General features: G+C 68.6%; 11 protein-coding genes and 1 pseudogene. 2 read left to right on the top strand and 10 right to left on the bottom strand.

The annotated features are described in order from the left end of the window. Positions 1-9: 9 nt before the first annotated feature. The 3 genes from ACTWP6_RS07620 to lon are packed head-to-tail and all read right to left on the bottom strand — an operon-like array spanning position 10 to position 3,666. Positions 10-630 (bottom strand): hypothetical protein, encoded by a 621-nt coding sequence (locus ACTWP6_RS07620; protein ID WP_443187272.1) that lies wholly within the window; start codon positions 628-630, stop codon positions 10-12. Between the two features lie 13 nt (positions 631-643). Further along, complete coding sequence (locus tag ACTWP6_RS07615) at positions 644-1,282, bottom strand: endonuclease (RefSeq protein ID WP_443187271.1); 639 nt, start codon at positions 1,280-1,282, stop codon at positions 644-646. A 53-nt stretch (positions 1,283-1,335) separates the two neighbouring features. Further along, positions 1,336-3,666 (bottom strand): endopeptidase La, encoded by a 2,331-nt coding sequence (gene lon / locus ACTWP6_RS07610; RefSeq protein ID WP_443187270.1) that lies wholly within the window; start codon positions 3,664-3,666, stop codon positions 1,336-1,338. 163 nt (positions 3,667-3,829) lie between these two features. On the opposite strand from lon, the gene ACTWP6_RS07605 reads away from it, so the two are divergent. Beyond that, entirely contained in the window at positions 3,830-5,107 is a 1,278-nt protein-coding gene (locus tag ACTWP6_RS07605; protein ID WP_260752736.1) for an ATP-binding protein, read from the top strand. Positions 5,108-5,177: 70 nt separating this feature from the next. Here the strand turns inward: ACTWP6_RS07605 and ACTWP6_RS07600 are convergent, their stop codons facing one another. After that, complete coding sequence (locus ACTWP6_RS07600; RefSeq protein ID WP_260752740.1) at positions 5,178-6,182, bottom strand: esterase family protein; 1,005 nt, start codon at positions 6,180-6,182, stop codon at positions 5,178-5,180. 205 nt (positions 6,183-6,387) lie between these two features. Here ACTWP6_RS07600 and ACTWP6_RS07595 point away from each other — a divergent pair, with 205 nt between their 5' ends. Next, a complete protein-coding gene (locus tag ACTWP6_RS07595; protein WP_443187269.1) occupies positions 6,388-6,816 on the top strand; it encodes a DUF1810 domain-containing protein in 429 nt (142 codons plus the stop codon). 3 nt (positions 6,817-6,819) lie between these two features. Here ACTWP6_RS07595 and ACTWP6_RS07590 read toward each other — a convergent pair whose 3' ends face one another. The 6 genes and pseudogenes from ACTWP6_RS07590 to ACTWP6_RS07565 form a co-directional block, all read right to left on the bottom strand. Continuing rightward, positions 6,820-8,124, bottom strand: coding sequence for an alpha-amylase family glycosyl hydrolase (locus ACTWP6_RS07590; RefSeq protein WP_443187268.1), 1,305 nt, complete (start codon positions 8,122-8,124; stop codon positions 6,820-6,822). A 28-nt stretch (positions 8,125-8,152) separates the two neighbouring features. Continuing rightward, positions 8,153-8,632 carry a nucleoside deaminase gene (locus ACTWP6_RS07585; RefSeq protein ID WP_260752744.1) on the bottom strand — a complete coding sequence of 160 codons (480 nt, stop codon included), beginning with the start codon at positions 8,630-8,632 and terminating at the stop codon, positions 8,153-8,155. 78 nt (positions 8,633-8,710) lie between these two features. After that, positions 8,711-10,372, bottom strand: coding sequence for a tetratricopeptide repeat protein (locus tag ACTWP6_RS07580; RefSeq protein ID WP_443187267.1), 1,662 nt, complete (start codon positions 10,370-10,372; stop codon positions 8,711-8,713). Continuing rightward, a complete protein-coding gene (locus ACTWP6_RS07575; RefSeq protein WP_443187266.1) occupies positions 10,308-11,369 on the bottom strand; it encodes a hypothetical protein in 1,062 nt (353 codons plus the stop codon). Before ACTWP6_RS07575 ends, ACTWP6_RS07580 begins: the two co-directional genes overlap by 65 nt. Continuing rightward, positions 11,362-11,952, bottom strand: a complete 591-nt coding sequence (locus ACTWP6_RS07570; RefSeq protein WP_260752747.1) for a TetR/AcrR family transcriptional regulator — start codon at positions 11,950-11,952, stop codon at positions 11,362-11,364. The genes ACTWP6_RS07575 and ACTWP6_RS07570 overlap by 8 nt, the downstream gene beginning before the upstream one ends. Positions 11,953-12,140: 188 nt before the next feature. Beyond that, positions 12,141-12,291, bottom strand: a pseudogene (locus ACTWP6_RS07565) (HNH endonuclease signature motif containing protein); the annotation flags it as partial.

The following is a 12,291-nucleotide window of genomic DNA, read 5'->3' as shown; positions in this document are numbered from 1 at the left end:
TAACCCTGGTCACGGGGCGTTGGCGGGCACATCGGTGTACCGCGGCACGTAGGTGTCCGCCGAGAAGGTGAAACCCTTGCCGCTGGTCTCAGAGAGACACGAAATACCGGTCGCCTCTTGCACATTGCACCGGAATCCGGCCGCGGCGAGGATCCGGTTGAACGGCAGCGCGGTCGCCGGCTCGGAGTCGAGGCCGAACGCGGGCGCCTCCAGCGCGATGAAACCCGGGTCGGAGTCGCGGTCCACCACGACGGCGTTCGGTGTGCCGGGTTCGCCGTCGTCGCCGGGTACCTCCTCGGGTGCCGCGCTGACCCCGATACTCGCGGCGTTCTGCGCGTTCTGACAACCCGCCCGCACGCGGGGAACGATCGCACACTCCCACCGCCCGCTCGGGGAGGTGAAGTAGTAACCGGTCCGGCCGTCGACCTCGGCGAGGAAGTCGTGGGCGTTGGCCAGGTGGGCATTGCTGGGTCTGGTGGTCGAGGTCGGGGACGGCGCAGCGGGAGCTGGGGGCCGGGTTCCGTCGTCGGTGGTGATCACGGTCGGACCGGAGCAGGCGGCGCCGGCGACGACGAGCACGGGCAGCGTGGCGCGGAGAAGGGGATGCATGTCGGTGTCCAAGCCTGCCATGCCCGGCGGTCGCTCATCGCAGTTCGTCACGCAGTTCGCCGTCGAGTGACACCCGCACCAGCGCGGCGGCCAGGTTCGCGGCCCGCCTCGGCGCCAGCGCCGCCAGCCGGTCCGGGTCGCGCGGCAGTCCCAGCGCGGCCGCCGCGGTGACCGCCCGATCGTCGAAGTAGGGCCGCACCCAGGTCCAGGTGTCCTGGATCTCGCGCAGGAAGATGTCGGCGCCGGTGTCGCCGATGCCTTTGAACCGGGTCAGCAGGTGCTTGGTCTTGTCGGGGTCACGGCCGCCGGCGACGGCCATCCGCCGCAGGTCGCCCGCGTAGTCCTGGTCGATCATCGTGGCGATGTCGACCGCACGGGTGGCCGAACTCTCGTCGTAGCGGACGTAGCGGGCCCGTCCGAACGCATGGATCAGCGCGGACCGCTCGGCGTCGCGCACGGCACGCGGGGTGCGCAGCCCGGCGCGGAACATCTCGCGGGCCGCCCGGGTGGCGATGGCGGCGTCGATCGGCTTGCTGGCGAGCATGCACAGCAACAGCAGCTGGAACAGCGGCATCGGTTTGTCCCGCAGCCGGATCCCGGCCTCCTCGGCGTACGTGGTTCCGGCGCGGCCGAGTAGACGCTCGACGAGTTGTTCCTGTGCCGACGTGGCCATGCCGGCACGGCTTTCCCGAATCCACCCCGCGGAAACCCCCGCCGGTGGCCGCCCTAGGCGGCGGCCACCTGCGTGTCGCCCGCCGGCGCCAAGGCCTGCGCGACGATCTCGGCGACGTCAGTCATCGGCCGCACGTCCAGCGCCTCGAGCACCTCGGCCGGCACGTCGTCGAGGTCGGCCTCGTTGCGGTGCGGGATGAACACCGTCGACAATCCGGCCCGCTGCGCAGCCAGCAGCTTCTGCTTGACTCCGCCGATCGGCAGCACTCGCCCGTTCAGCGTGACCTCGCCGGTCATGCCGACATCGGCGCGCACCTGCCGACCGGTGGCCATCGACACCAGCGCCGTCACCATCGTCACGCCGGCCGACGGACCGTCCTTGGGCACCGCGCCCGCGGGCACGTGCACATGGATCCGGCGGTCCAGCGCCTTCGGGTCGACGCCGAGTTGCGCCGCGTGCGAGCGGACGTAGGACAGCGCGATCTGCGCGGACTCCTTCATCACGTCGCCCAGCTGACCGGTCAGCTGCAACCCTGGCTCTCCGTCAGTGGCGCCCGCCTCGATATAGAGGACGTCGCCACCCAGGCCGGTGACCGCCAGCCCGGTCGCGACGCCGGGCACCGCCGTGCGTTCGGCCGATTCCGGCAAGAACCGCGGACGGCCCAGGTACTCGACGAGATCCGGCTCGTCGACGACGATCGGCCCGGGTTCGGAACCCTCCTGTGCTCCTCGCACGCGCGCCGCCAGCTGGGTGGTGACCTTGCGCAGCGCCTTGGCCAGGAGCCGTTCGTACTGCCGCACACCGGGCTCACGGGTGTAGTCCGCGGCGATCTTGCGCAGCGCGGCCTCCGTGATCGTGACCTCGTCAGTGGTCAGCGCGGCCCGTTCGGACTGTCGCGGCAGCAGGAAGTCACGTGCGATCGCGAGCTTGTCATCGGCGGTGTACCCGTCGATCTCGACGAGCTCCATGCGGTCGAGCAGTGCCTGCGGGATGTTCTCGATCACGTTGGCCGTGGCCAGGAACACCACGTCGGACAGATCCAGATCCAGATCCAGGTAGTGGTCCCGGAACGTGTGGTTCTGCGCAGGATCGAGCACCTCCAGCAGTGCGGCCGCCGGGTCGCCCCGGTAGTCGGAGCCGACCTTGTCGATCTCGTCCAGCAGCACAACGGGATTCATCGATCCCGCCTCGCCGATGGCCCGCACGATCCGGCCGGGTAACGCGCCGACATAGGTGCGGCGGTGCCCACGGATCTCGGCTTCGTCGCGCACACCGCCCAGGGCGACCCGCACGAACTTACGGCCCAACGCGCGGGCGACAGACTCACCGAGCGACGTCTTGCCGACACCGGGCGGACCGGCCAGCACCATCACCGCACCGGAGCCGCGACCGCCGACGACGGACATTCCGCGCTGAGCGCGGCGGGCCCGCACAGCCAGGTATTCGACGATGCGGTCCTTCACGTCGTCGAGCCCGTGGTGATCGGCGTCGAGGATCTCTCGGGCCATCGTCAGATCGGACGAGTCCTCCGTGACGACGTTCCACGGCAGGTCCAGCACGGTGTCGAGCCAGGTGCGGATCCAACCGCCCTCGGGGCTCTGCTCGCTGGACCTTTCCAGCTTCCCGACCTCGCGCAGCGCGGCCTCGCGCACCTTCTCCGGCAGGTCGGCGGCTTCCACCCGGGCCCGGTAGTCATCGGAACCGTCGGGCTCGCCTTCGCCGAGCTCCTTGCGGATCGCGGCCAGCTGCTGGCGCAGCAGGAATTCCTTCTGCTGCTTGTCCATTCCGGCGCGGACGTCCTCGGCGATCTTGTCGTTGACCTCGACCTCGGCCAGCTGGGACCCGGTCCAGTCGATGAGCTGACGCAGCCGGGCGTCCACATCCGCGGTCTCCAGCAACTCCCGCTTCTGCACGTCGCTCAGATACGACGCGTAGCCGGCGGTGTCGGCGAGCGCGGACGGGTCGGTGATCTTGTTGACCACGTCGACGATCTGCCAGGCCTCACGGCGCTGCAGCATCGCCAGCAGCAGCTTCTTGTATTCGGCGGCGAGCGCCCTGGTGGCGTCGGTGGCTTCCGCCTCGGCCACTTCCTCGATGAACACCCAGAGCGCGGTGCCGGGGCCTGTGGTCCCGGATCCGATGTGGGCACGCTTCTCACCCCGCACCACCGCGGCCGCTCCGCCGCCCGGAACCCGGCCGACCTGCACCACCGACGCGAGTACGCCGGAGGTGGGGTATCGGTCGTCCAGCCGCGGTGCGATCAAGAGCTTGCCGGTCTCGCTGGCCTGCGCGGCATCCACCGCGGCACGCGCGGCGTCGTCGAGCTCGATCTGCACCACCATGCCGGGCAGCACGATCGGCTCGCTTGCGAAGAGGACCGGCACGGCCCCCGGCGTATGTATAGCTTCAGGCACTAAACCTCCAAAGTTGAACCTTATGCGCTCAACCTTGTGGGCGGTGGTTTTGTTCCCGCCCCGAGCCAGCCCCCGGCCTGACCACCCGCACGGGTGATGCCGTGCGGCACGTGCCCGGGTAGATCTGTGCGGTATGCCCCCATGGCGTTTGCGCGATTTCCACGACGACGACCTCGACCGGGCGATCTCGGTCTGGGACCAGAGCCGCGAACCGGGGGAACCGCCGCCGGCCTTCCCGGTCTCGGAGGTGATCGCGGCCGCCCGCTCGGGGCAGCCAGCCGTCGTCGCGGTCGTCGGCGATCAACTTGTGGGTATGGCCGTCGCGCAGGTCACGGGTGATCGGGCCTGGATCTCGATGATGGCGCTGAGCGAGCGGTGGCGTGGCCGCGGCATCGGCAGCGCGCTGATCGCGGAGTTGGAGGTGCGGCTACGGACGCTGGGAGCGCGACGCATCAGTGGACTGTTGCATGCCGAGGCCACGGGCACCGCCGCGCTGCGCAATTCGGGATACACCGAACGCTCCGACCTGTGCTTCTTCGAGAAGATCGATCACGTCGGGGCCTCAGATGCCGGCCTGCTGTCCGCGCTGGGCGGTCAGCTGATGGGTCCGGGGCTGTGGGAGGGCATGGCGGGCATGGAAACGGAGAAGCGCTTGATCGAGCGCCGGATCGTGTTGCCGCTGGCCCAGCCGGATCTGGCGGAGCGATACGGCGTGTCGCCGCCCAAGGCCGTCATTCTGTTCGGTCCGCCGGGAACGGGAAAGACCAGTTTCGCCAAAGCGGTTGCCGGCCGCCTGGGCTGGCCATTCGTCGAGATCTTCCCCTCCCGGCTGGCCGCCCCGGACGTCGCGATGCCCACCGCGCTGCGGGAGGTGTTCACCAACCTCAACGAACTCGACTCCGCCGTGGTTTTCATCGACGAGGTCGAGGAGATCGCGGGATCGCGCTCAGGGATCCCGTCTGACCCCGCCCACGGGGTCACCAACGAGCTGCTCAAACTGATCCCGACATTCCGTCAGCACGACGAGCGGCTGCTGATCTGCGCGACGAACTCGGTGCGCTCCCTGGACTCGGCGTTTCTACGTCCCGGCCGATTCGACTACATCATCCCGGTCGGTCCGCCGGATGACGCCGCGCGCACGGCGATCTGGAATCGCTACCTCGGTGTCAACGCCGCCACCGTCGCTGTCGACGAGCTCGTCGAGGCCACTCACATGTTCACCCCGGCTGACATCGAATTCGCGGCCCGAAAGGGCGCCCAGTGCGCGTTCGAGCGTGAGATCGAACACCGGCGCGGCGAACCTGCGTGCACCGCCGACTACTTGGCCGCGATCGCCGAGACCCGACCGACGCTGACCGACGCGATGCTCGACGAGTTCGGCGAGGACATCGACGTCCGGACACGGCTATGACCGGTGACCCGACGGCAGAGAGCCTGCCGCTCGGGGGAAACGGCAGGCTCTCTGGGTGTGGGGTGGGTGGCTAGGCTGTCGCCTGAGCCCCCAGGACCCGCTGGATGTCCGGCTTCATCTGCTGCAGCTGCTGACCCCAGTACCCCCAGCTGTGGGTGCCCGAGGTGGGGAAGTTGAAGACACCGTTGGTGCCGCCGGCTGCGATGTAGTTGTCACGGAAGCTGATGTTGGTCCGCAGCGTGAACCCTTCGAGGAACTGAGCGGCCATCAGGTTGTTGCCCGGGGTGCCCGAGTCCAGGTCCGACGGGGTGCCCGTGCCGCAGTAGATCCAGATGCGGGTGTTGTTGGCCACCAGCTGGTTGATGTTGACCATCGGGTCGTTGCGCTTCCACGCCGGGTCAGAGGACGGGCCCCACATGCTCTCGGCGTTGAAGCCGCCCGCGTCGTTCATCGCCAGCCCGATCAGCATCGGCCACCAGCCCTCGGACGGGTTCAGGAAGCCCGACAGGGAACCGGCGTAGACGAACTGCTGCGGGTGGTAGATCGCGTAGGTTAGCGCCGCGCTGCCCGCCATCGACAGGCCGACGACGGCGTTGCCGGTGCGCGAGACCCCGCGGTTGGCCTCCAGCCACGCGGGCAGTTCCTGGGTCAGGAACGTCTCCCACTTGTAGGTGTAGTTCTGCCCGTTGCCCCGCGACGGCTGGTACCAGTCGCTGTAGAAGCTGGACTGGCCACCGACGGGCATGACGGTCGACAGGCCGGACTGGTAGAACCACTCGAACGCGGGAGTGTTGATGTCCCAGCCGTTGTAGTCGTCCTGGGCGCGCAGGCCGTCGAGCAGGTAGACCGCGTGCGGCCCACCGCCCTGGAACTGGACGCGGATGTTGCGGTTCATCGACGGGGAGAACACGTCGAGATATTCGACGGGAAGACCAGGACGGGAGAATGCTCCTGCCGTTGCCGAACCCCCGGCGAAGCCGATCAGCCCGGGCATCGCAACGGCGGCCAGGGCGGCAACCGCCACCCTGCGCATCGCCGCTTTTGCGGTACCCCGCCACTTCTCTGTGAACTTCATAACGGCAACCAACCCACCTTTCTCATCAAGTCTCGTACAGCTCGCAAAATTGCCGTCGCTTTGCAGTCGTAATGAAACACGTTGGAACTGAGCCCATACCGCCCCGACACGGCGAACCCATATCGCGGTTGGGCAACGATTGCGACTCGGGCCGGACTCACCGCAGGTTGATGAGCGGACCCCGGCGTGCCAGCCTGAGAAGACGATGGCCGATTCCGATGACCCGTTCGATCTGGAACGTTTCGTGACCGCACAGCAGCGGGTCTACCCCGCGGTGCTGGCCGAACTCCGCGCCGGAAGCAAGCGCTCGCACTGGATCTGGTTCATCTTCCCGCAGCTGCGCGGCCTCGGCCGCAGCGCCACCGCGCAGCGATACGGTATCTCCTCGCTGGAGGAGGCCGGGGCTTACCTGAGCCATCCGGTGCTCGGTCCGCGCCTGCGCGAGTGCGCGACGCTACTGATGACTCACCAAGGGCGTTCGGCGACAACCATTCTCGGACATCCCGACGATCTCAAGGTGCGGTCGTCGATGACGCTGTTCGCCCGGGCCGGTGGGGACGGGGTGTTCCGCACCGTGCTCGACGCGTTCTACGACGGCCACGAAGATCCCGCGACGCTGGAGCTGCTCGGCTGACCTTTACCGTGGCGCCAGAATCAGCCAGCCGTGCGGCGGCACCGCGGTGTCGGTGACGATCTCGGCCGGCGGTGCGCCGGACCCTGCGACCACCTCGGCACGACCGATCCCGAAGTCCGCGAGCGGCACCGGCAGCGGATCGTCGGCGACATTGAGCGCGACGACGAGCTCGTCACCGCCGTGACGGGAGGTGTAGACGTATCCGGTGTTGGTGACACGCAGCGCCGTGGTCCTGGCGGTATGCAGCCACGCGTGCCGGCGTCGCAATCCGATCAGGTGCTGATGTGAACGGAACATCTGGTGCCCGTGCTCGCCGACTCCGTCGAACGGCGAACCGAATTCGGGCCGGACGGCGTCGTCGCCGCCGAATCTCTCCTCCTTGTCCCCGCGGTAGGCGACCTCGTCGCCGGCATAGACGCTGGGGGTGCCGCCGGTGGTCAGCAGGAGCACCAGCGCCTGCTCGACATGCCGGGGGTCGGTGAGCCGGCTGGCGATGCGGGTGACGTCGTGGTTGCCGATGAACGTCATCGGCACGAAGCTGTCGAGGAACTCGTTGTGCCGGGTCAGTGCCCAGTCCAGCTCGTGGAAGTTGCCGTCGTTGAGGCTGCTCCAGATGGCCTTCCACAGCTCGTACTGGGTAACCGAATCGAACCCTGAGTCACGCACCCGCGCCTGGTAGTCGCCGTGGATGACCTCGCCGACGATCCACGCGTCGGGGTGCCGCTGCCGCACCCGCGGCAGCACCTGCGACCAGAACCGGTCCGGGGTGGCGTACGCGGCGTCGAGCCGCCATCCGTGCGCGCCGCGGTCCAGCCAGTGCGCCATCACCTCGACGGTGTAGTCGATGACCTCGGCGTTGCCGTGGTTCAGTGCGATCAGCCCGTCGTGCCCCTCGAACGTGGCGAACCCGTCGCCCCGGGCGCGGAACCACGACCGGTCACCGCCGGCCAGGGCCTCGCGGTAGCGCGGGAACTCGGTGCCCACGTGGTTGAAGACCCCGTCGAGCAGAATCCGCAGTCCGCGCTTGCCGGCCTCGGCCACCAGGTGGTCGAAGTCCTCGTCGTCACCGAGCCTCGGGTCGATGCGGTAGTGGTCGGTGGTGTCGTAACCATGGGTGCGCGACGCGAACACCGGGCCCAGCGCCACCCCGGACGCACCGAGCTCGACTGCGTAGTCGAGCCAGTCGACGACCCGGCGCAACCGGTGCCCGTCCGGTCCCGGGGCAGGGTCGGCCGGATAGGCGCCGACGAACCCCAGCGGATAGATCTGCCACCAGATGACGTGTTCCACCCAGCCGGGATCGGTCACTTCGGCTCCTCGCGTGAGCGATGGTCGGTCACGGTCGAAACGCCCTCTGGTACAACGCCTTCATCTCCTCGGTCAACTCCTCGGCCGGTCCGTGCACGTCCACCCCCGGCGCCACGGCCGTGATCGGCAGCGCCGCGACCGGTGGCGCTGGCGCGGCCCATTCCTGCAGCCATCGGGACAGTTGCGCCCCCGACGCGGCGTAGACGATGCGCCCGAGGCCTACCCAGGCATGCGCCGCGGCACACATCGGGCAGTGCTCGCCTGAGGTGTACACTGTGCAGCGGGCCCGCTCCTCGGGGGTGAGGTGCGCCACCGCCCAGCGGGCGATCGCGAACTCGGGATGACGGGTGGCGTCGCCGTCCTTGACCCGGTTGTGGTCTTCGAACCGGACCGAACCCTGAGGATCGACAAGCAGGGAACCGAAAGGTTCGTCCCCGTCGTCGAGCGCCTCGCGGGCGAGTTCGACACATCGGCGCAGGAAAGCCAGGTCGTCGTCGGTGACCGCCACAGCCGGAGTCTACGGTCGGACTGGTGCACTTGCGGCCCGGACGTGTCGCGTTCGCCTGAGTCAGTCGCAGCAGTGCGCCTACAGCCGGCAGGCGCAGGACGCTTCGATCGGCACGTCGGCGCGGGCGGAGGCCAGCTCGAGCTGTTTGCCGATGATGGCCGCTTCGGCTCCGCGGCCGAGCCGGGTCAGGCATTCGTGGTATCCGTGCAGGCTCCACACGTTGCCGGGGTGCTGGCAGGGGCGGCTCAGCGTGGGGTCCAGCCCGAGGTCGGCGGCGTACACCTGGGCGGCTTCCTCGACCCGGCCCTGCTCGAGGAGCAGGGCGCCCAGGGCGTGCCGGGTCGGCTGCATCCAGCCCCACGGTTCGTCGTAGGGCAGGTTGTCGTCGAGGTCGACCGCGCGTCGCAGATGCGCAAAGGCGTCATCGAATCGTCCTGCGCGGTAATCGATCTCGCCGTTCAGCATCGCCGCTGCGACGGCCAGGATATCGCGGCTGGTGTTGTTGAACAGATATCTGGTCTCCGGGATGCGGTCGTAGGCAGCGGCGAACAACTCCCGTTCGGCGGCGGCCCGGTCCGGGTGGCCGCTCGCGGCGTGCGCCACCCCGCGCCCGTAGTGGATGGTGGCCGTGGTGGTGCAGTACAGCGCGGGGTCGTCGGGCAGCGGCGTGGCGATCAGCTCGCTCCAGCGGCCGAACCGCACCAGCACGTGCACCCGCAACGGTACGAACGCTTCCAGCCAGTCCGCCATCGGCGGCGAGTCGATGGCCAGCAATTGGGGGGTCAGCTGGCCGGCGAGCTCGTCGGCGGCCTGCAGCGCCACCCTCGAATTGCCTTCGAACATCGCGGAATACACGATGAAGTGCAGGTTGTGCGCCCGGTACAGCGAGTAGAAGTTCAACGGGCCCCGGTGTTCGACGAAGCGCTGATCGACCGTCGTCGCAGCCACATTCGCCGTCACCGAGTCGTGGTAGTTGCCGCACAGCACGTCGATGTGACTTGGCATGTGCCGCAGGTGGCCGGCGTCGGGCACCAGTCCACGCAGCAGGTCCGCTGCGGGCAACGCGTCCTGGGGAGTCGCCGACATCTCCATGGTGTGCAGATAGAGGTGCAGAACGCCGGGATGGTCACGCCCGGCCGGGGTGGCCAGCGCGTCGTCGAGGATGCGTTTGGCCTCCACCACCCGCGACCCGGGTGCCGGTTGACCGGTCCGGCTGTCCCACAACGCCCACGCGGTCACGTTGACCAACGCGTCGGCCGCCAGCGTGGCCACGTCGATGTCGTCCGGATAGTCCTGGACGAGAGCCGACATCGCGTCGGCGTAGGCGCTGTGCCCAGCCTGCAGCGCCTCGGCGTCAGCGGGGTCCTCGGTGGGGAAGCGGGCGGTCAGCGCGGCGATCAAACGGCGTTCGACGGCCGTCGCCCGGCCGTGTGCGGCCAAGCCGAGTTCGGTCCGCGCCCGCTGCAGCGACGCCGCGAGATCCACCGGGTCGAAGGCTTCCCAGCCCTTGTTGTAGTTCGGGCCGACGGCGTAGGCGATGCCCCAGTGTGCGAGCGCAAAGTCGGGGTCGAACTCGAGGGCGCGCTCGAAGCAGCGGATCGCCTCTTCATGGTTGAACGCATAGGACCAGACCATGCCGCGGTCGAACCAGACCTGGGCGGCGGGCGATGGGGTGTCAGTCGGCCGATGGAAGGAGCCGAGGTCGTAATACGGCTCGGCGGTGCCCGGCTCGGCGCTCATACCAGGCACGATAATTCAGCCGCGCGGCGATGGCGGCAACTGCGAGAAAACAGCCGGCGCCGGCCCAGATCCCCAGCGTGACCAGGGGAGTGGCCGCGCCGTTGCCGCCGAAATAGGAGATGCTGCGCAGCAGCGAGACACCGGAGCCCTGCGGCACCACGGCGGTCAACGTGGCGTAGAAACTCGACAGCAGCGGCCGGCCGACCGGACCGGCGGCGGCCGCGTTGCCGACGACCACCAGGAAGACTCCCAGCGCGATCGAAGCGGCGGACCCGAAGGCGGCCGCGACGCCGGTGATCGCACCACCGACTGCCATCGCATAGAGCCACAGCCCGCCGAATACCTGCCAGGTGTGCCCGGTGAGGGCACCGAGCACCGGCCCGACGTAGGCGGTGACGACACCGGCGAGCACCGTCGAGAACACGGCCAGCGACGCTGTGCGCAACGCGAAGGTGGCCGGTGTGCGGACGCTGCCCATCAGCCGGCCGAGGAGCGCCGCACCCAGCGATGCGCCGATCGACAGGAAGATCACCGCGTAGAACTCGACGGTGCCCGACGGGTCGGCGGCGGTGGTCGGGGCGACATCCTCGACGACGGTGGTGAGGCCGGCGCGTTCGGCGGCAGCGCGGCCGACGCTCTCGGCGGCGGCCGCGGTACTGCGGCCACCGCCGCCGGCGACGTAGACGGTCAGCTGGTGATCGGAGGTCACCGAAAACGCGGTGTCGGCAACGCGCTCGTACACCTGGGCTCTGGCTGCGGCGGCGTCGCCGACTTCGTTGACCGACAGCACATCTTGGGCACGCAGTCCGTCGACGATCGGCTGGGGCGCCGACACGGCGACGGTCATGTGACGCAACGTCGGTTTCGCGAATGCCCCGGCATAACTGGCCACCATGGCGAGCACGAAAACCGTCAAGGCGGTCAGAGCCAGCACGGTGATGCGCAATGCGGAACGATCACGCACCGGCGGGATTTCGGGGACGTGATGTCTACCCATGGGTGGAGCCTTTCGTCGGTGAGGAGATGCCCAGCAGCGCGTCGACGGTGTCGAGAGCCGCGCTGACCCGGGCTCGGAGATCGGTGACGTGGTCGTCTTCCATCCAGGACCGCAGTACCTCCATGAGCCCGCCCACCAGGAACCGGGTGACCGACTCGGCAGGCACGTCAGACACGATGTCCAGGACTGTCATGCCCTGTTCGGAGATCTGGCGGCAAGGCGTCAACAGTGCGTCGCGGTAGGCGGCCAGCACGTGCTGGTGCACGGTGCTGGAGGCGACGTGGCGGCACAACCGTTCATGCCGGGCCGCGAAGCCGAAGAGGTCCTGGATCCGTGCGCGGGCGTCGTCGTGCTCGACTTGGGCGATCGTGCCGAACGCATGCGAGAAAGCTTGCGCCACCGCGTCGTCGCGGTCACGGAAGTGCCGATAGAACACCTGACGGCTGACCCCGGCCCGGGCAACGAGATCGCCGACGGTGATCGCCTCGACGGGATACTCGTGCGCGAGCGCGAACGCGGCCTCACGCAGTCGGGTGTGGACCCGTTCGGCGCGTGGGTCGGCACTTCGGCCGCGTTCGGTCATTCCACGAGACTAAAGACTTCGTTGACAGTTGTCTACGACAACTTAGGTAATCTATGCCACCGCTCCGCGGCCGGTGTGATCCTGGTCGCTGGACCGCAGTTCACCTGGCTATCAATGCATTTCACGGCCAGCGCCTTCTGCAGAGGCTTGGCCGTCCATGTGCCTCGGCGATGGCGGGCCTTCGTCTCTCACGGGCCTTGGTCATCTTCGGGGAGTAGGTGGTGTTCGGGGTGGTGGTAGCCATTGACCAGCTGCGTGCGGTGTTGGCCGGCGTCGAGCCCTGGTGGTGGGTGCCATTCGGTCTGGTTCTTGGCGTTTTTGGTGGTGGTCCAGCCGGTG

Source organism: Mycobacterium sp. 4D054 (genome assembly GCF_052245755.1).
GTDB lineage: Bacteria > Actinomycetota > Actinomycetes > Mycobacteriales > Mycobacteriaceae > Mycobacterium.
Note: the sequence above shows the minus strand (reverse complement) of the source record. Positions and strands in the feature narration are given on the sequence as shown.